Source organism: Streptomyces deccanensis (assembly GCF_022385335.1).
Lineage (GTDB): Bacteria > Actinomycetota > Actinomycetes > Streptomycetales > Streptomycetaceae > Streptomyces > Streptomyces deccanensis.
Map to the genome: position 1 here is coordinate 6,643,472 of NZ_CP092431.1, position 22,567 is coordinate 6,666,038.

The window sequence follows — 22,567 nt, forward strand, 5'->3', positions numbered from 1 at the left end:
CTATGACCGACAAGATCGCCCTCACCCCGAAGACCCACACCGCACCCCCCGCGAGGTTCTCCCACGGCGTCCGGAAGGGCAACATCCTCCAGGTCGCGGGCCAGGTCGGCTTCCTCCCCGCCGTCGAGGGCGAGCCCCCCACCCCCGTCGGCCCCACCCTGCGCGAACAGACCCTCCAGACCCTCGCCAACGTCAAGGCGATCCTGGAAGAGGGCGGCGCCACCTGGGACGACGTGATGATGATCCGCGTCTACCTCACCGACGTGGACCACTTCGCCGAGATGAACGCGATCTACAACGAGTACTTCGAGAAGCACTTCACGACAGCCCCCGCCGCCCGCACCACGGTCTACGTCGGCCTCCCCGCAGGCCTCCTGATCGAGATCGACGCACTGGCGGTCCTGGACGCCTGACGACGCGACCCGGACGGTGCTGTCGCTGGCGGGGTTCGCGGTAGCGGCGGTATTGAGCGTGTTCCTCTGAACGCCGTGAAACCCAGATACGGACATATGCCCGGCCCGACTGTCCCCGACACAGGGTCGTCGACCATACTGCCCGCTGTGGAGCAGCGTATCGGTTCGAAAAACCAGCCCCTGGCCGCCGCAGCCGCGGTCGACCCGTCGCACATCCCCGGACTCACGGCCCCGGTGTCCGTGAAGAAGGAGAAGCAGGAGGAGCCGGAGGACACCAAGCCGACGGAGTCCGCCGAACCGGCGGAGACCGAGGAGCCGGACGAGGCTGCCCCGAACCGGGCCGAGCCGTCCACCGCCGAGAAGCCCTCGGCCGAAGCGGACGCCGAGGCCGAGTCTGAGGCCGCAGCCGAGACCGAAGCCGAAGAAGGCGACGAGGCCGAGGACGCTGCCGGCGAGGCGACATCGGACGGCCCCGTCTTCGAGGCCTCCGACCGCCGCGCGAAGATCGTCGCGGACAGCGCCGGGGTACGGCTGCGTCTGGACGACCAGGAGTGCGAGTTCACCTGGGACGAGATCGGCGCGATCGAGACGGAGTCCCCCCTCTTCGGCAAGCGTTTCACCATCACGGTCCACACCCCCGACCGCCGCTGGTACTACCTGGAGATCGAGGCCAAGGCCAAGTCGGACCACGCGGCCTGGGAGAAGCAGATCGACGAGGTCCTGGACGCGTACTTCGAAGAAGGCTCGGACACCGCCCCGTAAGGGGCGCGGGGAACTGCGCGACCAGCCACGACGGTCCCGCAGTTCCCCACTCACGGACTCACAGACTCAGACTCACGTACTCACAGTACGAACCCCACGCCTAGCAGTACTGCGCTTCCTTGCCGATCGACCGGTACATACAGTCCGAGTTCTCCAGCAACTGCAACACCGCGTCCCGGTTCCGCGCGGTCTCCCGGGCGATCACCTCGTCGGGCGGGTAGAACCCACCCCCCGACGCCGACCCCGGATACATCTCGAACGTGTACCCGAAGATCTTCTGGTTGCCCCACAGCCAGTCGTCGATCGACCCGTCCGTGATGTAGAGGTCGCTGGACTGCTCGGGGGTGTACCCGTTGCTCGCGGCCATCTTCCCGCCGACCGTCGCGAACGCGTTGCGGTCGTCCGCCGTCATCCCGGTCGCGGTGTCGGCGGTCGTGTACCCGAAGGGCCACAGCACCAGCTCGCTGTAGGTGTGGAAGTCGATCCCGGTCTTGATCTGCTGGACCCCGCCGACGACCCGGCTGCGCACGAAGTTCGCGACGACCTTCACCTCGGGCGCCGACTCGGCGGCCGTACCCCGGTAGGTGTCCGAGGACGTCGACCCGGACGAGCCGCCACAGCAGCCCCAGCGGTAGTTCCAGTTGCGGTTGAGGTCGGTACCGACGTACGACGAGCCGCTGTTGGGCTGCCGGTTCTTGCGCCACGAGCGGTACGAGCCCGTCGCGACGTCGTACTCGCCGCCGTCCGGGTTGATGTCCGGGATGATCCAGATCTCGCGGTTGTTCACCATGTTGGTGACGCGGGAGTCGGTCCCGTAGTCGGAGGTCAGCTCGCCCAGCAAGTAGAGCGCCATCTCGACGGTGAGGTGCTCACGGGCGTGCTGGTGGTGGGTGAACAGCACCTCGGGCTCGGCCTCGTCCGTGCCGACGTTGTCGCTGATCTTGATGGCGACAATGTTCCGGCCCTGGTACGTGGTGCCGATGACCCGCTGGCTGGCGATCGAACCGTTGGCCGCGACGACGGAGTTGATCTCGTTCGTCATCTCCGCGTAGTTGTGGTACCGGGAGTCGGCGGACGGGAAGTCGAAGAGCCGTACGTCGTCCTCGCCGTTCGACCGGTCCGGGGCGGCGCCGAGCGGGGTGACCTCGTACCCCTGCTGCTTCAGCTTCTTGATCTGGTCCGCGCGTCCGGAGACGAACACCGAGTGGTCGTCGGCGTCGTCCACGGTCACACCGGCCTGCTGCAGCGCCGTGCGGGACTTGCTGTCCGAGTGCATGTGCACCTCGTACTGACGGATGTCGTCGGCGGAGGCCTTCGGCCGCTCGCCGCTGGTCGCCGTCGCGTCCGTGGTGGTCGCGGCGACCGGGGCGGCGAGGGCCAGCGCCAGCAGGGTGGCGAGGGCGGCGGTGCGGCGACCGGATCTCCGGCCGGTGCCGTCGGGCGTCGCCGCCCTGCCGCGTATGCGGAGTCGCATCAAGTCTCCTAGTTTCTCCAGGAATTCCGGGGTCTCCGGAAGTGGGGAGTGGAGCGGGGGGTGGATCCTTGCGACGTGCCTCGGGCCTGGCCGGCGACCATGGGGTGCCCGGCCGGCCCTGGTGCGGGTGTGGCGCTCATGGTGCGGCTCTGGCATGACCAGGTCAAGAGTGGGTGGGCATGGGCGGGCGCCGAGGTGGCCGGAACGGGGAGGAACGCGCCGGGAGTTCACAGCGCGCGTAAGCCCTACACAACCGCGTACACGCCCATCGGTCGCGTAGGCCCCCAATTACGGACGTACCCGGGCGGGAAACAGGTATATGCACGGCCGGAAACGGGTAGTCCTCCCCGTGTGCCGCGTACGCGCGGCGGCAACCCTGGAAGCATGCTGCAACTCTCCGGGGGTCTCCTTCCGGATTCCGGCCCCCATTTCGCCTCGTACCCGCAACCGCCCATGGGCGCGGGGCACTTGAGCGTCGAGTACGACCCCCGTCCCACCGCCGCCGCACAGGCCCGCGCGCAGGTGCGCAGGCAGCTGGAGGGATGGGGTCTGCTCGACCAGACCGACACGGCGGAGCTGCTGGTGAGCGAGCTGGTCACCAACGCGCTGGTGCACGCGGAGAGCCGACTGAAGCTGACCCTGTCGGCGGCCCACGGCGTACTGCGCTGCGAGGTGTCGGACACGGACGGTCGCCCGCCCCGGGTGCGCCGGGTGCCGGAGATATCGGAGAGCGGCCGGGGGATGTTCCTGGTGGACGCGCTCGCGGGACGGTGGGGCTGCCAGGAGGACGGGTCGGGCAAGACCGTGTGGTTCGAGCTCGGTACGTGCGGGGCGGACGGCTGCGTGTAGCTCCGCCGGGTCGAGCGGTTCGGCGGGGCCGGTGGCTTCGGTGGCATCCGGCGCCGAAGCCACCAGCCGCTGAGGCCGTCGGTCGTCTGCGGCGTCGTCGTGGCCGGTCGCGCAGTTCCCCGCGCCCCTGGAGGGGCCCGGGCTTGCCCTGCCTGCCCTCTTGTCTGACGGCGTCCCTTGGGGTTTCTTGAGCCTCATGGCGGACACCACGGGAAACCCCACTGACGCACCCGCGACATCCGGCTCCAACCCCCCACCCCGCAAGTCCAGTTGGAAGTACATCGGCCCCGGCATCGTCGTCGCGGCGACCGGTGTCGGCGCCGGTGACCTGGTCGCGACCCTGATCGCGGGCAGCAACTTCGGTTACACCCTGCTGTGGGCGGCCGTCATCGGCTGTCTCGTCAAGATCTCCCTCGCCGAGGCGGCCGGCCGCTGGCACCTGTCCACCGGCCGCACCCTCTTCGACGGCTGGGCGAGCCTCGGCCGCTGGACGACGTGGTTCTTCGTCGTCTACGTCGTGATCTGGGGCTTCGTCTACGGCGCCGCCGCGATGTCCTCCAGCGCCCTGCCCCTCCAGGCACTCTTCCCGGACGTGATGGACCTGAAGTGGTGGGCCGTGCTGTGCGGCCTGAGCGGTCTGGTCTTCGTCTGGTTCAACAAGTACGAGGTCTTCGAGAAGGTCATGACGGTCCTGGTGGGCGTCATGTTCGTGGTCACGGTCTATCTCGCGATCCGCGTCACCCCCAACCTCGGGGACGCCTTCGCCGGACTCCTGCCCGTCCTGCCCGACGAGAAGGACTCGATCCTCAACACCCTCGGCCTCATCGGCGGCGTCGGCGGCACGATCACGCTGGCCGCCTACGGCTACTGGGTCAACGCCAAGGGCTGGACGAACACCGGCTGGATGAAGGTCATGCGCCTCGACAACCGGGTCGCCTACATCACGACCGGCATCTTCGTGATCTCGATGCTCTTCGTCGGCGCCGAACTGCTGCACTCCGCCAACGTCGCCATCGCCAGCGGCGACAAGGGCCTCATCCAGCTCGGCGACATCCTGGAGGAGGAGTACGGCACGGCCACCGCCAAGTTCTTCCTGATCGGCTTCTTCGCCACCTCGTACACCTCCCTCATCGGCGTCTGGCACGGCGTGAGCCTGATGTTCGCGGACTTCGTGGCGCGCTTCCGCCGGAAGGGGGCGGTGACGGGCGAGGAGGTCGCCTCCGGCCGCCACGAGAAGTCCTGGCCGTTCCGCGCCTACCTGCTCTGGCTGACCTTCCCGCCCATCGTCCTGCTCTTCCAGGGCCAGCCGTTCCGTCTGATCATCCTCTACGGCGTCCTCGGCGCGGCCTTCCTGCCCTTCCTCGCCGCCACCCTCCTCTGGCTCCTCAACTCCTCCCGCACACCCCGGGAATGGCGCAACGGCATCGTCAGCAACGGCATGCTGGCCATCGCGGGCCTGCTCTTCCTGGTGCTGGCCGTCAAGCAGATCTGGGACCAGCCGTGGGCCGACTTCTTCTGACCCCCGGACGTCAGTCGAGCCGCTTCCAGCGCTCGCTGGTGGCGATCTCCCGCAGCTGAGCCATGGTGAGCGCGGGGGCCTCGCGGGTCGCGGCGGTGTGCTGGGCACCGGAGTTGAAGGCGCTGACCACGACCCGCAGCCCATCGGTGCGGAGCGTGTCCACGGTCCACATCACGACCCCCTCGCCGCCCTTCTCCCCGGGTCCCTGCCGGGTGACGACCTTCGTGCCGTCCGGCAGGGTCTCGGCGTCCGCGCCGAACAGCGAGTCCGCGAGGTCCGCCATGCCGGGCTGCGCGTTGATCTGCACCAGGCTCCGCCCCTTGCCGTCGTCGAGGACGACGTACGCGAAGTCCGACACCTCGTCGTCCTCGCCGACGACGTCGACGCCCTCGGGAAGGAGGCTGACGAGGGTCCTCCGGATGCCCTCGCTCCCGATGACCGGGGCATCGAGGGACCCGTCCCCGGGGCGAACCGTCGACGACTCCTCCTTCTCCCCTTGGTCCTCCCGCGTGCCGCCGTCCGCCGGCTCCTCCGTGATGGCGTCGACGACCGGCTGCCAGCCCGGGTCCCTGACGATGGTGGTCAACGACGCGAGGGACAGCGGCGGTTCGGCACGCGTGACCGGCGCGTCCTTCTGCGCCTCGGCGTTCCACTCCATGACGCTGACCTCGAACCCCGCCGGATCGACCAGCTGCGCGTACCAGTGCTTGGTGTCCACCCGGCGGTCCGGGTACTCGTAGCCCTGGAAGAGCATCAGCCGCGCACCGCCCGGCAGGGTGCTCTCCTCGCAGGAGTCGTAGCCGACGAACGTCTTGTCCGGGCAGTCGGTGAGCTGTCGGGCGTGCTCGCTGTCGGCGTCGATCCGCCCGAGCACGAGCTGCACGGCCCCCCCGCCCTCGCCGTCGTCGAACACGACCTGGGCGTACGGCGGCCCGTCCGCGCTCGTGCCACGGGCGGACTCCCCGCTGATCCTCCCGTCCGGCAGCAGCTCCTTGAGCATGGCGACGAGTTCGGCGCCGGACACCGCGCCGTCGTCGTCCCTGACGCCCTGCTCGATGTCCGGCTCGGCGGACCTCCCCGCCGCCACGGACTGCTTCCCGCTTCCCTCTCCGGTGCCGGGCAGCAGCAGGGCCCCGCCCACCCCGACGAGCGCGATCCCGGCGACCCCGCCCAGCATCGCCGCCCGGCGGCGGAACAGCAGCCGCCGGCCGCGAGCGGCTCCACCGCCGACCAGCGTGCGGTGATCGGTCTCGAAGGAGCCGCCGACCCGGCGCAGGGCGGCGCCGAGCCTGCCCTCGAAGGGGTCTTCGTGCTGTTCCTGGGGCATGACGAACCGCCGTTTCTGCGAGTGGTGTGCCGGTGTCGGTGGATGCGGGAGGGCTCAGGGGGTGGCGTACTCGCCGATGGCGTCGCCGAGCAGGACGCGCAGCCGGGCGAGGGCACGGACGCACCGGGTGCGCACGGCCGCCGAGCTGGCGTTCATCGCCGTGGCGGTCTCCTCGACGGACCGGTCCTCCCAGTAGCGCAGGACGACCACGGCCCGGTCCTTGGGCGGCAGTTGGGCCAGCGCCTCGACGAGGGTGAGCCGCAGGGACGCGTCGGTGCCCGGCGCGGCGGGCCCGTCCGGGATGACGTCGGTGGCCCGCTCCCGGCTGCTGCGCCGCCGCTGGTGGGCGAGGAACGTCCTGGTCAGCACGGTCTGCGCATAGCCGGCGGGGTTGTCCGCCCGCCGCACCCGCCCCCACTTCACATACAGCCGGCCGAGCGTCTCCTGCACGAGGTCCTCGGCGAGATGGGTGTCCCCACCGGTGAGCAGACACGCGGACCGGTACAGATGGCCCGCGCGCGCCACCGCGAACTCCTGGTATCCGTCCGCGCGGACAGGTCTCATCTGTGGCTCCCCCTGAACGGACTCGTGTTGTCGCCTCTCACTCCATTGATGCGGCGGCACCCGGGGAATGTTTCACGGAAGGGTGAGAGATACGGTGCGGTACGAGTCACACCGACGGGGCAGAGGACACACACCATGGACCAGCCTGCACAGGGCCACCAGCCGCCACCGCCGCCGCAGCAGCCGTGGACGCCGCCGGCCGGCCACCAGGGCTTCGGGCCCCCGCCCCCGCCGTACGCGCCCCCACACGCGCCCCCGCCCGCGCCGCCCGGCCCGCCGTACGCGCCCCAGCCCCAGCGGCAGTACGCCCAGCCCCAGCAGCCGTACGCGCAGCCACCCCAGCCGTACGCCCAGTCACCCCACCAGGGCCCGGAGTTCCTGGCCGTCGACCGGCACAACTCCGTCGTCATCGACGCGGGCGGGGTCGCCTTCGAGGACCACGGCGTCTCCGTCGACTTCTCGTGGCCCGAGATACGCAGCGTCCACTACAAGGCGAGCGGCAACGGCAAGGCCCTCATGGTCGCCGTCATCCACCTCGACGGCGGCTTCTTCGAGTGCACGGTGGAGGCCAAGCCCCGGGAACGCCTCCACCAGTGGTTCGCGCACCTCGCCCACGTGCTGGGCCACTACCGCCCGATGGGCTAGCCGGTCCGGCGCACGGAGTCGAAGAACTCCCGTACGTCCGTCGCCAGCAGGTCCGGCACCTCCAGGGCCGCGAAGTGGCCGCCGCGGTCGAACTCCGTCCACCGGACGACGGTGTTGACCTGCTCGGCCCAGCGGCGGATCGCCACGTCCTCGCCGAAGTTCGCCACCGCGGTCGGCACCCCGGAGGTCGCCGTCGGGAACCAGTCCGGGACATGGCTGTTCTCGTAGTACATCCGGGCCGCCGAACCGGCCGTGCCGGTCAGCCAGTACAGCATCACGTTGGTGAGCAGGGTGTCCCGGCCGATCGCGTCCTCCGGCAGCGCGGCCGAGGAGTGCGTCCACGCCTGGAACTTCTCCATGATCCAGGCGAGCTGACCGACGGGGGAGTCCGTGAGGCCGTACGACAGGGTCTGCGGGCGGGTCGACTGGAGGGCGTTGTAGCCGAAGCCGTCCGTGGTGAACTCGCCGATGCTCGCGAGGCTCCGCAGCTCCCGCTCGTCGAGGTCCTTGCGCTCCGCCTCGTCCACCGGGCCGAGCGGGATGAAGCCGACCGACGCGGCGTTCACATGGACGCCGACCACCGACTCCGGGGCGGTGCGGGCCAGCGCGGGGGAGACCAGCGCGCCCAGGTCGCCGCCCTGCGCGCCGTAGCGCTCGTAGCCGAGCCGGCGCATCAGCTCCGCCCAGGCGCGGGCGACCCGGGAGACGTTCCAGCCCTTCTCCCGGGTGGGCCCGGAGAACCCGAAGCCGGGGATGGAGGGGATCACCAGGTGGAAGTCGCTCAGCAGGTCGATCACACCGAGGAACTCCACGATCGAGCCCGGCCAGCCGTGCGTGAGGATCAGCGGCAGCGCGTCCGGCCGGGAGGAGCGGACGTGCAGGAAGTGCACCCGCGCGCCGTCGATCTCCGTGACGTACTGCGGGATCCGGTTGAGGGCGGCCTCGTGCGCGCGCCAGTCGTAGGTGCCGCGCCAGTACGCGGCGAGGTCACGGAGGTACGGCAGTGAAGTGCCGTACGCCCAGCCCGCGTCCGGGAGTTCGTCGGGCCAGCGGGTGAGGTCCAGGCGGGTGTGCAGATCGTCCAGCTGGGCCTGAGGGATGTCGATCCGGTGGCTGCGCACGCTGTTGTCCGTCATGAGTCCAGGGTGGGAAGGCCTGCGGACAGCATGTGTCCGCGAGGGCGGGCGGATTGCTCTCACATGTGCCGGTCCCCGGTCGGCGGACGAACCGGCCGGCCGCCGCCGGGGCACCGATGCTCACGCACGCCCGCCCGCCGGACAAGCCTTTCGAACCCGCTCGAAAGGGGTTGACCGACGGACCCTCACGACCGTGCGGAGCCGAGCGAGCCACGCCCCTGGCCGGGCGTGCCACGACCCCGGCCGCACGGGCTAGGACCCGGCCGCACGGGCTACGACCCCGGCCGGACTGGCTACGACCCCGGCCGTTCCCGGTACTCGTCCACCACCGCCCGTTCCAGCACCGCGTTCTCCGACAGCACCGTCCCCTTCGCCCCGTCGGCGCCGTCCTTCGTCAGCCAGGTGCGTTCACCGAGGTAGACCAGGCTCTCCCGGTCGAAGATCCACTCGGTGGCCCACCCCGACCGCCTGTCGACACGGCGGATGCCGACCCCGTGCCGCCCGGCCGGGTCGGTCGCCTTCTCGATCCGGGTCACCCCGGGGATCCGCGCGGCGGCCCCGTACAGCGCGGCGGCGGTCTCGGGCGGCATCACCGACGCGTTGAGCAGTTCACCGATCTTGTCGAAGACCGCCTGCGACGGCTCCTGGTCCTCGAACGGCTTGATGAGACCGCGGAGTTCGGCGAGCAGTTCGTCCGGGTCGGTGGGCAGCGCGGCCAGCCAGCGGTACGTCGGGCGGTCGACACCGGCCGGGACACCCGGCGACCCCGGCGGCAGCAACTCCCGCACCGGGTAGTAGGCGCCGTTCTCGTGGTGCAGGGCCAACTGCTTCACCGGCCCCGGCTCCTGGGACACCCACTCCTCCCGCTCGTGCGGCCGCCCCGGGACGTACACGCCGTCCTCGCCCTGCGCCTCCGCCCCGGCCGTCAGGCTCCGCACGTAGACCAACTGGTCGTCGCGGACCGGTTCGACCTCCGTCCGCGCGGCGACATCGGCGATCCGGTCGAGCAGGACGACGGCACTCTCGGCGTCGGACGTCCGCACGCCGAGGCCGGAGTCCGAGGCCGTGACCAGGCCGACGGTCAGCGCCCCGGCCAGCGTCAGCGCGGCGGCGGGCAGCCACAGGGCCGGGCGGGACAGCCGCAGGCGCGCCCTCCGGGGCGCGGCGGGAACAGCGGGCGGCGCGGGGGCGACCGGGGGCGTGGCCAGGTCGTCGTCGATGAGTCGCATCAGTCGGTCCTTGTGGTGGGCGAGGCGACCAGGCGGGACGTCCCGTTCGGGCGGGGGCGGCAGCAGTCGGGCCAGCTCCTCGTTCATCGGGATCCCTCCTGAATCTCCTTGAGCGGAAGGGCCGCGAACGCGGCCTCGCCCCCTACCTCTCCGCGACGACGCCCCGGTTCCCCACCGTTCGTCATGTTTCGCGTACGTTCCTCACGCAGCCGCTCGTCCGTCAGCCGCCCGAGCCGCGCCCGGGCCCGGGAGAGCCGGGACCGTACGGTCCCCACCGGGACGCCCAGCGCCTCGGCCGCCTGCCCGTAGTCGAGGCCGGACCACACGCACAGCGCCAACACCTCACGCTCCGCGCGCCGCAGCCGCCCGTACACCTGCCGTACGGCGGCCAGCCGGCGCGCGTCGTCGAGGCGCCCGGCGGTCTCGTCGGCGAAGTCGGCCACCGGCTCCGGGGCGGGGCGGCGGGCCAGGAACGCCAGCCGGCGGCCACGGCCACGGGCGGCGTTGCGGGCCTTGTTGGTCGCCATGCCCAGCAGCCACGGCTTCAACGAGCCGCCGTCCGGCTCCAGCCGCTCCCGGGTGCGCCAGGCGTCCAGGAAGGTGTCGGCCATCACCTCCTCGGCCGTCGACCAGTCGCCGGTCAGCCGGTAGGCGTGGTTGTAGACGGCCCGCGCGTAGGCGTCGTAGACCTCGGCGAACGCGTCCCGGTCCCCGGCCCGTATCCGCGCCCGCACCACCGCCTCCGCCGACGCCTCGGCGTCCGCCCGCGCCCTTTCGGGGTCACTCATCTCTCACGCACCTCTCCCACCTCACACTCTGCTCTCTCCGTGAGGTGGGAGAGGTTCCGGTGACCCGCGCCACAGTCCTACGGGCGTCGTCTACGGCAGCCCGTGCACATGCGGCCCCACCGCGTTCGACCAGGCGTTGCCCGCCGTGGCGTCCCAGTTGGTCGACCAGGTCATCGCGCCCCGCAGGTCGGGATACGTCCGCGGCGGCTTGAAGGAGCCGCAGTGCGTGCCCCGGGCCAGACAGTCGAGCGCGTTGTTCACCACGCTCGGCGCCACGTACCCGCTGCCCGCGCCCCGTGTCGAGGCCGGCAGCCCGAGCCCCACCTGGGAGGGGGCGAGCCCGTTCTCCAACTGGATGCACGCGAGGGCGGTGAGGAAGTCCACCGACCCCTGGCTGTAGACCTTGCCGTCGCAGCCCAGCATGGAACCGCTGTTGTAGTACTGCATGTTGACGACGGTCAGGATGTCCTTGATGTTCAGCGCCGTCCGGAAGTACGCGTTCGACGTCGACTGCATGTCGATGGTCTGCGGCGCCATCGTGATGACCAGCGAGGGCCCGGCCTTCGCCGACAACGACCGCAGCGCCTGCGTCATATAGGTCGCGTCGAGCCCGTTCTCCAGGTCGATGTCGACGCCGTCGAAGCCGTACGTCCGCATCACGGCGTACACCGAGTCGGCGAAGTTCGTCGCGGAGGCCGCGCTGTTGACCGCGACCGTGCCGCGCTCACCGCCGACCGACACGATGACCTTCTTGCCGGCCGCCTGCTTGGCCCGGACGTCGGCCTTGAACTGGTCGACGGTGTAGCCGCCGAGGCCCGCCGAGTCGAGGGTGAAGGCGACGGCGCCCGGTGTGGCGGTGGCGTCCGCGAAGGCCACGGCGATGATGTCGTACTGCGAGGGGACGTCGGCGAGGCGCTGCACCGTGGCCCCGTTGTCGAAGTTCTGCCAGTACCCGGTCACCGCGTGCTTCGGGACGCCGGTGCCGCCGCCCGGGGTCGCCGTCGTCGTCCCCGTCACCGTCGCCGAACGCGCCGACTCACCGGCCGCGTTCGCCGCCGTGACCTGGAACGCGTACGAGGTGGAGGCCGCGAGCCCGGTCACCGTCGCCGAAGTGCCGGTCACCGACTGGACCTTGGTGCCGCCCCGGTAGACGTGGTAGCCGGTGGCGCCCGAGACCGGGTTCCAGGCCAGGAAGACCGAGGAGGACGTCGAGCCCGACACCGTCAGCCCGGCCGGGGCGGACGGGACCGTGGGCGGCTGGTCGCCGCCACCGCCGCCGTCGGGGCCGAACACGGACACGTCGTCGGCGAAGTACGCGGCCTGCCCGTACCAGCCGTGCGTGTACACCCTCACCGAGGTCGTCGAGGCGCCCGTCCTGAAGGTGGTCGACAGCTGCTTCCAGCTCGCCGAGTCCGGCGTCCACGTGGACACGTCCGTCGTTCCGGTCCCGGTCGCGCCCAGGTACGCGTACCCGCCCCGCACCCAGGCGCTGAGCGTGTACGTCGAGCCGGGCTTCACCGCCACCGTCTGGACGCAGCGGGCGTTGTCCTGCCCGGCCGGGGTGGCCCGCAGCGCGGCCGCGCCGCCGTGCACCGGGGAGGAGACGGTCGCGCCGCTGCCCGCCGAGCAGTTCCAGTCGCTGAGCCCCGACTCGAATCCGGCGTTCCTGGCGTTGTTGATGTCCGCGGCCGACGCCTGCCCGGCGCCGGCGAGCGAGAGACCGAGGGCGAGGGAGAGGGCGACGACGCCCGACCGGAGCCGGGTCCGTCCCCGTATGCGCGCACCCTCACATTTCCGCGCGTTCGTCCGCATGTGTATGCGTCTTCTGTGTCTGAACATAGTCGTAAGTTGGTCCAGACCAATCAGGTTGTCAATACTCCCGCCCGAAGCCCGTTCACTCGTTCGTGGAGTCCAACCTCCCCGCCCACCTGCCGAGTTGAGGCATATGCGTCTCACTCTGTGTGGATACGGCCCCCACCCCCCGTGAGTTGATCAAGGAGATTCGGTGTTGATCGGGCCATGCCGTGGATATGGTGCTGATGCAAGACGATGCAGGAGGGACGTCCAGACGGCGTCGCTCCGCACAGGGGCCGTCTGAGGCGGTGGTCGACCACTCCGCCGAAGTGAACGGGGTGATGTGCAGCGTGCCGACCGCGATAGCCGTCACCAGTTCCGACCTGGTGCTCCCACCGCACGACCGGCAGATCCCGCCCGCTGTCGTACAGCCGCAGGAAACCCTCGAAGCCTCCCTGTACGGCATGCACGCGCTCATCGAGCAGCACGGCTACGTCATCGCCCTCCACTCGTCCTCCGACGCGTCGGCCCTCACCCGGCGGCTGCACACCGTCCGTTCCGTGCTGGAGAGCGACCGCATCGCCCTGCTCGGCGTGGACCTGCCCCCGCTCGGCCTCGCCCTGCTCGCCCAGCAACTGCGGCAGCTCTCCGTGTGCGACTTCAGCCCCGGAGTGCTCGCCTCCTCCGTACGCCTCCTCGCGCACTACATCTACGCCGGCGCGCTCCTCGGCTCCGTCGCCAAGCTCGACCGGGTGCCGGTCCCGCTGAAGTCGCACGCCAAGTCCTGGCTGCCGGGCGCCCAGTTCGCCGTCCTCGCCAATCCGCGGCCCCAGCTGGTCCGCCTCCACACCGCGGACGAGGAACCCCTCGCGGGACCCGAGTTCGGCACCCGGCTGCTCGTCGCGCAGGGACCGCAGCCGCCCTCCGACTGGGTCACCGGATCCCTCGCCCAGGCCTGGCAGGTGCAGGGGTCCCTGCCGGTGTCGCTGCCCGAGGGGTCCACGCGCTGGTGGGGGACCGGCAAGCTCGTCGAGTTCGCCGCCGGCCTCTGTGACGTCTCCGTGCTCTACCAACTCGTGTCGTCCGTACGCCGCGAGACCTGCCACTGGTGCGGCCTCGAACTCATCGGCGACCGCTGCGGATTCTGCGCGGCCCCGTTACGAGAACCCGAACCGCCGCCCGTGCGCGCGCTGCCCCGGTCGAGCAGTGGGCCCGCCCATGTGCTCGGCACGTCCCCACGAGGTGAGAAGTAGTGAACTCACGCCAGCGCCGCGGCGTCATCCTGCTGGTCCTCTCGGCCCTGTGCGCCCTGGTCGCCTTCGCCGGGGTGCTCTCGGTGATCCGTGACGTGAACGCGAAGGTCGGGCCCGAGGTGACCGCGTACCGGCTGAAGAGCGACATCGCGCCCTACAAGGAGCTGACGGCGGGCCAGTTCGAGAAGATCTCGATGCCGGAGCGGTGGCTGTCCGGCACGGCCGTCACCGACCTGGCCGAGATCCGCGGGAAGATCGCCGTCACCCAGCTGAGCAAGGGCTCCCTGCTCCAGTCCGACATGATCGTCGACCGGCCCGAACTCGAAGCGGGACAACAGGAGATCGCCATCCTGATCGACGCCTCCACCGGTGTGGCGGGCAAGATCAACCCGGGTTCGCTGGTCAACATCTACGCCACCTTCGAGGAGAAGGACAGCGACTCCGGCAAGGACACCTCCAAGCTGATGGTCGCCGACGCCCGCGTCATCGACGTCGGCAAACTGACCCCCCTCGAATCGGGCCAGTCCAGCAGCGACCGCCGGCGCACGGCGACCGAGGCCGTCCCGATCACCTTCGCGCTCGACACCGCCGACGCCCAGCGCGTCGCCTTCGCCGAGTCGTTCGCCGAGCACGTCCGTCTCGCCCTCGTCGGAGGCGGCGAGGCCACCGTCGTCGTACCGGACGACCGTTCGTACACCCTCGACGAGGACAAGTAGGAGGCCCCGCGATGAGGTCGGTCCGGAACGTCCGCACGAGGGCCCCTCGAACGGGGGTGCGCCGAACGCCGCTACGGATCGGCGCGCACGAGACCCCCTCGCCCGCCGCTCCACGAACGGGGACCCGCCGATGACCATCCGCATCCTCCCCGCCGCCGGCGACGTCGACTCGGCCCGCGCCCTCACCACGCTGCTCGGCCAGCTCGCCGACGCGGAACCGGCACCGCCCGTCTCCGACTCCACCGCGCTGCTGGACACCCTGGCGCGGATGGCCGCCGACTCGCTGGACGAGCTGCCCGAAGTGGTGCTGGTCCACGAACGGATCGGCCCGGTACCGGCGCTGGACCTGGTCCGCGACCTCGTCCTGCGTTTCCCGGCGGTCGGCGTCGTGCTCGTCACCTCCGACACCAGCACCGGCGTCCTCACCGCCGCCATGGACTCCGGCGCCCGGGGCATCGTCCAGCTGCCCCTCTCCTACGAGGCCCTCGCCGAACGCGTCCAGGCCGCCGCCGCCTGGTCGGCCGGCATGCGACGCCACCTCGGCAGCGGGACACCCGAGCTGTACGCGGGCCCCGGCGGCACCGTCGTCACGGTCAGCGGGGCCAAGGGCGGCGTCGGCGCCACCGTCGCCGCCGTGCAGCTCGCGCTCGCGGCCCGCGCGTCCGGCCGTACGGTCGCCCTCCTCGACCTCGACCTCCAGTCGGGGGACGTGGCCTCGTACCTCGACGTGCAGTTCCGCCGCTCGGTCGCCGACCTGGCCGCCATCACCGACCTCAACCCGCGGGTCCTCCAGGAGGCCGTCTACGCCCACGACACCGGGATCTCCCTCCTCCTCGCCCCCGCCGAGGGCGAACGCGGCGAGGAGGTGACGGACCGGGTGGCCCGCCAGGTGGTGGCCACCCTCCGCTCCCGGCACGACGTGGTGATCGTCGACTGCGGCTCCCAGATGAACGCGGCCACGGCGGCCGCCGTCGAGATGGCCGACCAGGCCCTGCTCCTCGTCACCCCCGACGTCGTCGCCGTCCGCGCCGCCAAACGCATGGTCCGCCTCTGGGACCGCCTCCAGATCCGCAAGGCGGAGGAGACGCTGACGGTCGTCAACCGACTGTCGCGCGCCACGGAGATCCAGCCGCCGCTGGTCGAGAAGGTCACCGGCACGAAGGTGGCCCGCGCCGCCGTCCCCGCCGCCTTCAAGGAACTCCAGTCCGTCGTCGACGCGGGCCGCCTCCAGGACCTCGACGCCCGCTCATCCGTCAAACAGGCCCTCTGGGCCCTCGCCGGCGAACTGGACCTGGTCACCGCACCGGACCACAACCACCATGGCGGCCGACGCCGCAGGTCCTCCGACCGGGGCGCCCTCGTCCTGCGCCGCAAGGGCGGCGACCGGGGCTCGGCGACCCTCGAGTTCGCCGGCATGCTCCCGCTGATCCTGATCACCATGACGATCCTCTGGCAGGCGGCCCTCTACGGCTACACCTACTCCCTCGCCGGCAACGCCGCCGACGAGGCCGCCCGCGCCGCGACCGCCGCGTACGCGGTCGACGGCGACATCGCCGGCGCCTGCGAGACCGCGGGCAGCGCGAACCTCCCGGGCGCCTGGAACGACACCTCCATCGACTGCGCCCCCGCCGGCCCCGTCATGCGAGCCGAGGTCCAGGCCAACGTCCCCCTCTTCTTCCCCGGCTTCGACACAGGCTGGACGGTCAACGGCGAGGCAGGCGCGGCACTGGAGGGGGACACGCCATGACCCCGACCACGAAAACCCGCCCACACGAAAAGACCGACGCGTCCCGCGCGGCCGTACAGGCGCCCACAGCGCCCCCGGCGGCCGTATGCGAGGCCACCGGGACGGCGGTTGCACCCTCACCCACCCCGCCCCCCACCTCACCCCCTGCGGCGCAGCCCCGACGGCGGGTGAGCCGCGTACGGCGAGAAGGGGGCGTGTCGGGGGGTGTCCGCCCGCAGCGGTTGGCGCGTCAACAGGTCCGACTTCACAGCCGCCCGATTCCGCGCCGTTCCGAGGACGGACACCCCCGGCGCGCCCCCGACCCACCCACCGCGCCAGGGCGAACCCCCCACCCCCGGAACGACGCCCCGCCCACCGCTGGAACGACCGAGGCTCCTCCATCCTGGAGTTCGCCGGCTTCCTCCCGATCCTGCTCCTGGTCGGCATGGCGGCGATCCAACTCGGCCTGGTCGGCTACGGCATCAGCCAGGCAGGCTCGGCCGCCCGCGCCGCCGCCCGCGCCGAGTCACTGAACCCCGGAACCGGCGCCGCCGCGGGCGCGGCCGCGGCGAGCGCGTGGCTGAACCCCTCGATCGACCCCGGAGGAGGCGGCACGGACACCACCACCGCCACGGTCGTCGTCACCGTCCCCTCCGTGATCCCCCTCTTCGACCCGGTCTCGGTGGAACGCTCGGCCACCATGCCGAACGACCAGGACCCCTGACAACGCACCCCCACCCGCACCCCCACCCCCACCCCCACCCACCCACCTGCCCCGCCCCAAGACACACCCCCCGCCCCCCGAGAGGAGTTGACGAGAAGATGAGCCTGCGATCCCGTATCGCCGCCCCCGACGAGGGGGGAGCCGGACGCGAGGACGGACACCTCGTGGCCGTCTACCGCGCCAAGCTCCTCGAAGAGATCGACCTCGCCGAGATGTCGGCCCTGACCGCAGCCGACCGCAGGGCCCGCCTGGAACGCGTACTCGGCCACATCATCAGCCGAGAAGGCCCGGTCCTCTCCTCGGGCGAACGCTCCGGGCTCATCCGCAGGGTCGTCGACGAGGCCCTGGGCCTCGGCGTCCTCGAACCCCTCCTCGCCGACGCCTCGATCACGGAGATCATGGTCAACGGCCCCGACGCGATCTTCGTGGAACGAGCCGGCCGCGTCGAACAGCTTCCCCTCCGCTTCGCCTCGACCGACCAACTGATGCAGACCATCGAACGCATCGTCTCCACGGTCAACCGCCGCGTCGACGAGTCGAACCCCATGGTGGACGCCCGCCTCCCCACCGGCGAGCGCGTCAACGTGATCCTCCCCCCGCTCGCCCTCACCGGCCCGACCCTCACGATCCGCCGCTTCCCGAGGGCGTACACCCTCCCGGAACTCATCGACCTGGGCTCCCTCGACGAGCAGATGCTGATGCTGCTGGCCGCCTTCGTCCGGGCCCGCTTCAACGTGATCGTCAGCGGCGGTACCGGCACCGGCAAGACGACCCTCCTCAACGCCCTCTCCGGCCTGATCCCACGCCGCGAACGCATCATCACCATCGAGGACTCCGCCGAACTCCAGCTCCAGCAGGAGCACGTCATCCGCCTGGAGTCGAGGCCCCCCAACATCGAGGGCAAGGGCCAGATCACCATCCGCGACCTGGTCCGCAACTCCCTGCGCATGCGGCCCGACCGCATCATCGTCGGTGAGGTCCGCGGCGGTGAGACCCTCGACATGCTCCAGGCCATGTCGACGGGCCACGACGGCTCGCTCGCCACCGTCCACGCCAACTCCGCCGAGGACGCCCTGATGAGGCTCCAGACCCTCGGCTCGATGTCCGAGGTCCTCATCCCCTTCGAGGCCCTGAAGGACCAGATCAACTCGGCGGTGGACGTGGTCGTCCAGCTCACCCGCTTCGCCGACGGCTCCCGCAAGGTCACCGAGATCGCCCTGCTCGTCTCGCACGGCCGCGAACAGTTCAGGATCGCCACCGTCTCCCGCTTCGCGCCGGACCCCCTCGGCGCCGACCGGGTCGTCCACGGCCGCTTCGAGCATCTGCCGATACCGCGCCCCGTCGCGGAGAAGCTGTACGGGGCCAATGAGCCGCTGCCTCCCGCGTACGTCGTGTCGGAGGCCATCGACCCGCTCAACACCCGCCAGGCCATCGGATAGCCGAGAGCCCCGAGGAGGTAGGACCGACCATGGCGACCACCGACACCACCACCCTGCTGGCCCTCGGCGCCACCGTCCTGGGCGGCACCCTCGCCGTCGCGGGCGCGCACGCGTACGCCTCCGGCCGCGCCCAGCGGCAGGCCCTCGTCGACCGTCTCGCGGGCCACCAGGGCGGCCCCCTGCGCACGGCGGCGGGCCGGGTACGGCGCTTCACGGCCGTCGACCGCCGTCTGCGCCGCACCCGACTGGGCCGCGCCATCCACCTCCGGCTGACCACGACCGGACTGGACCTCACGGCGGGGGAGTTCGCCACCTACGTCGCCCTGGTCGTCGTGGCGCTGTGGCTGATCGCCGCCGCCACCCTGGCCCCCTTCTTCGGCCCGATCGCGGGCGCCGTGGGCGTGTGGGCGGCCGCCATCTTCCTCAACTGGCAGCGCCAGAAACGCATCGAGGCCTTCATCAACCAACTCCCCGACGTGGCCCGCCTCCTGGCCAACGCCACCGCCGCGGGCCTGGCCCTGCGTACGGCACTGGCGATGGCGGCGGAGGAACTGGAGGCCCCCGCCGGGGAGGAACTGGCGCGCGTCGCCGACCAGTTGGCGCTCGGCCGCTCGGTGGACGACGCCCTCGGCGAGCTCGCCGAACGCCTACCCTCCCGCGAACTGATCGTCCTCGTCACCACCCTCGTCCTGTCCAACAAGGCGGGCGGCACGGTGGTCAGTTCCCTCCGCAACCTCACCCAGACCCTGGAGGACCGGAAGGAGACCCGCCGCGAGGTCCGCACGATGCTCTCCGAGGTCAACGCGACGGCCTTCACCGTCCCCCTCCTCGGCCTGGGCTCCCTCCTCCTGATCAACTCCTCGAACGACGGGGCCCTGGCCCGCGTGACCGGCTCGCCCCTCGGCCAGCTCCTGGTCCTGATCTCGATCGGCCTCTACACGGTCGGCTTCTTCGTCATCCGCCGCCTCGGCAAGATCGAAGTATGAGAAGGCCCTGATGACCGACATGACGATCTCGATGCTGACGACATCGCTCACGACGCCGACGCTCACGACCTCGACGCTCACGACCTCGACGCTCACGACCTCGGCGGGAGCGGCGTCGACGTCGACGTTCACGACCTCGGCGGCGACGACGACCGCGACCCCCCCCTTCCTCCCCCTCCTCCTGGCCCTCCTGACGGCGATCTCCGTGGCGGGTGTGCTCCTCGGCATCCGTATGATCCGCGCCGACGCGAAACTCCCGAGCGACCTGGCCCTCGCCCTGGAGGTCGGCGCCACCCGCGTCTCCAAGACCGGCTCGGCCGTCGACCGCCTGGGCATGCGCTTCGCCCCGCTGGTCCTGCGCCTCATGGGCCCGCGCCGGGTCGAGGCCAAACGCCACCGCATCGACATGGCGGGCAACCCCGGCGGCCTCACCCTCAACCGCTACGCCGCCCGCCGGGCCGTCTACGGCTTCTTCGGCGCCTTCATGGGCCTCGTCTTCCTCACCAGCGGGCGCCCCCTGTTCGCCGCGTTCACCTTCGCCTTCGGTCTCCTCGCCGCCGACGCGGCGATCTGGCAGGCCATCCGCGAGCGTAAGGACGTCATCGACCGCACGCTGCCGGACTTCCTGGACGTCCTGGCCGTGGTCGTCTCGGCGGGCCTGGGGTTCCGCCAGGCCCTCGACCGGGTGGCGGAGAAGTACGAGGGCCCCTGGGCCGACGAACTGCGCATCACGCTCCGCCAGATGGACATGGGCGTCAGCCGCCGCCAGGCCTTCGACGAACTCCGCAGGCGCAACTCCTCCGAACAGGTCGCCCAGTTCGTCTCGGCGCTCCAACAGGGCGAGGAACTCGGCTCTCCCATCGCCGAGACCCTGATCCAACTGGCCGCCGACATGCGCCGCACCGACGCGCAGAACGCCCGCCGCCGAGCCGCCCGCACCATCCCCAAGGCCACCCTCGTCACCCTCGTCTTCATGCTCCCGGCCACGATGATCCTCATCGCCACGGGCATGTTCCTGGGCTCGGGCACCAACTTCGGCGACATCCTGGGCCGCTGATGAACCCCCTGAGCCCGCGAAACCCGCCCTCCGGCTACCTCGCCGACGACGCCACACCTCCCGCCACCCTCCGCCTCCAGCTCAACGCCCTCCAGGCCCTCGCCCGCCAAACCTTCGCCGTCCGGCTCACCACCCTCGCCATCGGCACCCCGTTCGCCATGGCCAACACCACGGACGGCCCCCCGACCCATGCCGTACTCATCGCCGCCGTCCTCGGCATCACCGTCTCGTACGCCATGCTCAGGGACTGGTACCGCTTCGCCCCCCGCCTCCTCGCCCACCCCGCCCTCATGGCCCTGGACCTCCTCTTCGGCGCGGTCCTCCTCCTCACCGCCTCCCCGGCCTCCCCCCTCGCCTACGCCACGGTCTGCACCCCCCTCCTGTCCGGCCTCCTCTACGGCTGGCGCGGCGCCGGCGTCCTCACCGGCCTCCAACTCGCCGTCCTCCTCGCCGTCCACCGCGCCTGGGAACACCGCCCCGGCGCGGGTGCCAACACCCTCCTCATCGCCGGCTTCTGCGTAGCCGCCGGCATCATCGGCGTCACCCTCCGCAACCTGATGTTCCGCTTCGGCACGGCCACCCAGGCGCTCTCCGAAGCCACCTCCCGCCTGGCCGTCGCGGAGGCCGTGGAGTCCGAGCGCGCCCGCCTGGCCCGCGACCTCCACGACTCGGTGGCCAAGACCCTCCACGGCCTCGCCCTCGCCGCCGACGCCCTGGCGACCTCGGCGGACCACCCCACCCCGGACCCGGCCCACCTCAGACAACAGGCCGGCCTCGTCGCGTCGGCGGCCCGCCGGGCCGCCGCCGAATCCCGGGACCTCCTCACGGACCTACGCCGCCACACCGACCTGACGAGACCCGCCCCACCGACCGACCTCGCGGCCGAACTGACGGCGAGGGCGAAGGACTTCGAGTCCCGTACATCCCTCCCCACCCACGTGACCCACACCGGCGAGGAGCTCCCGCCCCTCCCACCGGACACGACCCACCACCTCCTCGCGATCACCTCGGAGGCCCTGGAGAACATCCACCGCCACGCCCGCGCGACCACGGCGGAGGTCTCCCTGACGGCAACACCGGACACGCTCCGCCTCACGATCAAGGACGACGGCGTGGGTCTGCCGCCGACGTTCACCCTCGAAGAAGCGCAAAGATCCGGCCACTTCGGTCTCCTGGGCATGGCGGAACGAGCGGCCCGCACGAACGCGAGGCTCCACCTCCGTACGACGACCCCGGGCACGGAGGTCACCCTGACCCTCCCGCTGCCCGCCTGCGACCCCCCGCCCCTCACCCCCCGACAGGAGGCCGCTCATGCCTGACCAGCCGCAGGCACGCCCCGGCCCACCCCTCCGCGTCCTCGTCGCGGACGACAACCCCGTGGTCCGCGCCGGGCTCACGGCCCTGCTGGGCGCCCACCCCGACATCACGGTGGTGGCCCAGTCCACGAACGGCGAGGAGGCGGTGCGCGAAGCGCGCCGGCACCGCCCGGACGTCGCCCTCCTCGACGTCCGCATGCCGGGCACGGACGGCCTGACCGCGCTCCCCGAACTGGCCGCCCTCTGCCCCGTGATGATGCTGACCTACAGCACGGAGCCCGAGGTGGTGACCGAGGCCCTGCGCCGCGGCGCCTCCGGCTACCTGGTCCACGGCGAGTTCACGGCCCCCGAACTCATCACGGCGGTACGGAACATGCGGGAGGGGCGCCCGACCATCTCCGCGACTGTCTCAACTTCACTCGGCGTTTCCTACGAACCTTCACACGAAAGTCACGATCACACTTCGCACCTGCAACCATTTATGGCACAGTCGTCAAAGCCCGGCCCCACTCGCGCGTCAACTCCGCACCGCCGCGCCTTCGACCGCGTCAACCGCCCGTCCTTCGGCTTGAGTTCAAGGGAGGTGGAGGTGATGGACCTCATCGCGTCCGGCATGAACAACCGTCAGATCGCCGCCGCCTGCTTCATCAGCGAGAAGACGGTCAAGAACCACATCAACCGCATCTTCGCGAAACTGCACAGCTCGACCCGCAGCGAAGCGATAGCCCACTGGCTGGGCACCACCCTGGGCGGGTGGCCCCGATGACCCCACCCCCCGACAAAAGTTGGGCCCCCGGACCCACCCCCCGTACGTGCCGTCTCACGTACGGTGATCCGGTTGGTGTCGGTA

21 protein-coding genes are annotated in these 22,567 nt (G+C 71.2%); 14 read left to right on the forward strand and 7 right to left on the reverse strand.

The window, feature by feature from the left end; all coding sequences use genetic code 11:
- Window positions 1-2: 2 nt before the first annotated feature.
- Complete coding sequence (locus L3078_RS29640) at window positions 3-413, forward strand: RidA family protein (protein ID WP_239756964.1); 411 nt, start codon at window positions 3-5, stop codon at window positions 411-413.
- A gap of 147 nt (window positions 414-560) precedes the next feature.
- The gene (locus L3078_RS29645) at window positions 561-1,175 is read left to right on the forward strand and encodes a hypothetical protein (protein ID WP_239756965.1); all 615 of its coding nucleotides are present in this window, start codon (window positions 561-563) and stop codon (window positions 1,173-1,175) included.
- Between the two features lie 100 nt (window positions 1,176-1,275).
- On the opposite strand, the gene L3078_RS29650 is transcribed toward L3078_RS29645, so the two are convergent.
- Window positions 1,276-2,649: a M14 family metallopeptidase gene (locus tag L3078_RS29650; protein ID WP_239756966.1), complete on the reverse strand. Its 1,374-nt coding sequence runs from the start codon at window positions 2,647-2,649 to the stop codon at window positions 1,276-1,278.
- Between the two features lie 384 nt (window positions 2,650-3,033).
- Between L3078_RS29650 and L3078_RS29655 the strand changes: the two genes are divergently transcribed.
- Window positions 3,034-3,498 (forward strand): ATP-binding protein, encoded by a 465-nt coding sequence (locus L3078_RS29655; RefSeq protein ID WP_239756967.1) that lies wholly within the window; start codon window positions 3,034-3,036, stop codon window positions 3,496-3,498.
- A 196-nt stretch (window positions 3,499-3,694) separates the two neighbouring features.
- Entirely contained in the window at window positions 3,695-5,017 is a 1,323-nt protein-coding gene (locus L3078_RS29660) for an Nramp family divalent metal transporter (RefSeq protein WP_239756968.1), read from the forward strand.
- 10 nt (window positions 5,018-5,027) lie between these two features.
- On the opposite strand, the gene L3078_RS29665 is transcribed toward L3078_RS29660, so the two are convergent.
- Window positions 5,028-6,344, reverse strand: coding sequence for a hypothetical protein (locus L3078_RS29665; protein WP_239756969.1), 1,317 nt, complete (start codon window positions 6,342-6,344; stop codon window positions 5,028-5,030).
- A 54-nt stretch (window positions 6,345-6,398) separates the two neighbouring features.
- Entirely contained in the window at window positions 6,399-6,908 is a 510-nt protein-coding gene (locus L3078_RS29670; protein ID WP_239756970.1) for a SigE family RNA polymerase sigma factor, read from the reverse strand.
- A 135-nt stretch (window positions 6,909-7,043) separates the two neighbouring features.
- Here L3078_RS29670 and L3078_RS29675 point away from each other — a divergent pair, with 135 nt between their 5' ends.
- A complete protein-coding gene (locus L3078_RS29675) occupies window positions 7,044-7,553 on the forward strand; it encodes a hypothetical protein (protein WP_239756971.1) in 510 nt (169 codons plus the stop codon).
- Here L3078_RS29675 and L3078_RS29680 read toward each other — a convergent pair.
- The 4 genes from L3078_RS29680 to L3078_RS29695 all read right to left on the reverse strand — a co-directional run bounded on the left by L3078_RS29680 (window position 7,550) and on the right by L3078_RS29695 (window position 12,518).
- Entirely contained in the window at window positions 7,550-8,689 is a 1,140-nt protein-coding gene (locus L3078_RS29680) for an epoxide hydrolase family protein (RefSeq protein WP_239756972.1), read from the reverse strand. The two genes, L3078_RS29675 and L3078_RS29680, sit on opposite strands and share 4 nt — an antisense overlap.
- Window positions 8,690-8,982: 293 nt before the next feature.
- Window positions 8,983-10,005 (reverse strand): CU044_5270 family protein, encoded by a 1,023-nt coding sequence (locus L3078_RS29685; RefSeq protein WP_239756973.1) that lies wholly within the window; start codon window positions 10,003-10,005, stop codon window positions 8,983-8,985.
- Window positions 10,002-10,706, reverse strand: a complete 705-nt coding sequence (locus tag L3078_RS29690; protein ID WP_239756974.1) for an RNA polymerase sigma factor — start codon at window positions 10,704-10,706, stop codon at window positions 10,002-10,004. Before L3078_RS29690 ends, L3078_RS29685 begins: the two co-directional genes overlap by 4 nt.
- 90 nt (window positions 10,707-10,796) lie before the next feature.
- Complete coding sequence (locus L3078_RS29695) at window positions 10,797-12,518, reverse strand: chitinase (RefSeq protein ID WP_239756975.1); 1,722 nt, start codon at window positions 12,516-12,518, stop codon at window positions 10,797-10,799.
- A 323-nt stretch (window positions 12,519-12,841) separates the two neighbouring features.
- On the opposite strand from L3078_RS29695, the gene L3078_RS29700 reads away from it, so the two are divergent.
- The 9 genes from L3078_RS29700 to L3078_RS29740 all read left to right on the forward strand — a co-directional run bounded on the left by L3078_RS29700 (window position 12,842) and on the right by L3078_RS29740 (window position 22,483).
- Window positions 12,842-13,753 carry a hypothetical protein gene (locus tag L3078_RS29700; RefSeq protein WP_239760515.1) on the forward strand — a complete coding sequence of 304 codons (912 nt, stop codon included), beginning with the start codon at window positions 12,842-12,844 and terminating at the stop codon, window positions 13,751-13,753.
- Window positions 13,753-14,469, forward strand: coding sequence for a Flp pilus assembly protein CpaB (gene cpaB, locus L3078_RS29705; RefSeq protein WP_239756976.1), 717 nt, complete (start codon window positions 13,753-13,755; stop codon window positions 14,467-14,469). Before L3078_RS29700 ends, cpaB begins: the two co-directional genes overlap by 1 nt.
- Window positions 14,470-14,599: 130 nt before the next feature.
- A complete protein-coding gene (locus L3078_RS29710) occupies window positions 14,600-16,216 on the forward strand; it encodes a CpaE/TadZ family protein (RefSeq protein WP_239756977.1) in 1,617 nt (538 codons plus the stop codon).
- A gap of 424 nt (window positions 16,217-16,640) precedes the next feature.
- Complete coding sequence (locus L3078_RS29715) at window positions 16,641-16,919, forward strand: hypothetical protein (protein ID WP_239756978.1); 279 nt, start codon at window positions 16,641-16,643, stop codon at window positions 16,917-16,919.
- Window positions 16,920-17,017: 98 nt separating this feature from the next.
- Window positions 17,018-18,358: a TadA family conjugal transfer-associated ATPase gene (locus L3078_RS29720; protein ID WP_239756979.1), complete on the forward strand. Its 1,341-nt coding sequence runs from the start codon at window positions 17,018-17,020 to the stop codon at window positions 18,356-18,358.
- A gap of 29 nt (window positions 18,359-18,387) precedes the next feature.
- Window positions 18,388-19,344, forward strand: coding sequence for a type II secretion system F family protein (locus tag L3078_RS29725; protein WP_239756980.1), 957 nt, complete (start codon window positions 18,388-18,390; stop codon window positions 19,342-19,344).
- 10 nt (window positions 19,345-19,354) lie between these two features.
- On the forward strand, window positions 19,355-20,401 hold the full coding sequence (locus tag L3078_RS29730) for a DUF5936 domain-containing protein (RefSeq protein ID WP_239756981.1): 1,047 nt from the start codon (window positions 19,355-19,357) through the stop codon (window positions 20,399-20,401).
- On the forward strand, window positions 20,401-21,720 hold the full coding sequence (locus tag L3078_RS29735) for a sensor histidine kinase (protein ID WP_239756982.1): 1,320 nt from the start codon (window positions 20,401-20,403) through the stop codon (window positions 21,718-21,720). Before L3078_RS29730 ends, L3078_RS29735 begins: the two co-directional genes overlap by 1 nt.
- On the forward strand, window positions 21,713-22,483 hold the full coding sequence (locus L3078_RS29740; protein ID WP_239756983.1) for a response regulator transcription factor: 771 nt from the start codon (window positions 21,713-21,715) through the stop codon (window positions 22,481-22,483). Before L3078_RS29735 ends, L3078_RS29740 begins: the two co-directional genes overlap by 8 nt.
- Window positions 22,484-22,567 lie beyond the last annotated feature (84 nt).

Coding starts and splice junctions, on each gene's coding strand:
- L3078_RS29640 (WP_239756964.1), top strand. CDS start 3: ATGACCGACAAGATCGCCCTCACCCCGAAGACCCACACCGCACCCCCC.
- L3078_RS29650 (WP_239756966.1), bottom strand. CDS start 2,649: ATGCGACTCCGCATACGCGGCAGGGCGGCGACGCCCGACGGCACCGGC.
- L3078_RS29655 (WP_239756967.1), top strand. CDS start 3,034: ATGCTGCAACTCTCCGGGGGTCTCCTTCCGGATTCCGGCCCCCATTTC.
- L3078_RS29660 (WP_239756968.1), top strand. CDS start 3,695: ATGGCGGACACCACGGGAAACCCCACTGACGCACCCGCGACATCCGGC.
- L3078_RS29665 (WP_239756969.1), bottom strand. CDS start 6,344: ATGCCCCAGGAACAGCACGAAGACCCCTTCGAGGGCAGGCTCGGCGCC.
- L3078_RS29670 (WP_239756970.1), bottom strand. CDS start 6,908: ATGAGACCTGTCCGCGCGGACGGATACCAGGAGTTCGCGGTGGCGCGC.
- L3078_RS29675 (WP_239756971.1), top strand. CDS start 7,044: ATGGACCAGCCTGCACAGGGCCACCAGCCGCCACCGCCGCCGCAGCAG.
- L3078_RS29680 (WP_239756972.1), bottom strand. CDS start 8,689: ATGACGGACAACAGCGTGCGCAGCCACCGGATCGACATCCCTCAGGCC.
- L3078_RS29685 (WP_239756973.1), bottom strand. CDS start 10,005: ATGAACGAGGAGCTGGCCCGACTGCTGCCGCCCCCGCCCGAACGGGAC.
- L3078_RS29690 (WP_239756974.1), bottom strand. CDS start 10,706: ATGAGTGACCCCGAAAGGGCGCGGGCGGACGCCGAGGCGTCGGCGGAG.
- L3078_RS29695 (WP_239756975.1), bottom strand. CDS start 12,518: ATGCGGACGAACGCGCGGAAATGTGAGGGTGCGCGCATACGGGGACGG.
- L3078_RS29700 (WP_239760515.1), top strand. CDS start 12,842: ATGTGCAGCGTGCCGACCGCGATAGCCGTCACCAGTTCCGACCTGGTG.
- L3078_RS29710 (WP_239756977.1), top strand. CDS start 14,600: ATGACCATCCGCATCCTCCCCGCCGCCGGCGACGTCGACTCGGCCCGC.
- L3078_RS29715 (WP_239756978.1), top strand. CDS start 16,641: ATGGCGGCGATCCAACTCGGCCTGGTCGGCTACGGCATCAGCCAGGCA.
- L3078_RS29720 (WP_239756979.1), top strand. CDS start 17,018: ATGAGCCTGCGATCCCGTATCGCCGCCCCCGACGAGGGGGGAGCCGGA.
- L3078_RS29725 (WP_239756980.1), top strand. CDS start 18,388: ATGGCGACCACCGACACCACCACCCTGCTGGCCCTCGGCGCCACCGTC.
- L3078_RS29730 (WP_239756981.1), top strand. CDS start 19,355: ATGACCGACATGACGATCTCGATGCTGACGACATCGCTCACGACGCCG.
- L3078_RS29735 (WP_239756982.1), top strand. CDS start 20,401: ATGAACCCCCTGAGCCCGCGAAACCCGCCCTCCGGCTACCTCGCCGAC.
- L3078_RS29740 (WP_239756983.1), top strand. CDS start 21,713: ATGCCTGACCAGCCGCAGGCACGCCCCGGCCCACCCCTCCGCGTCCTC.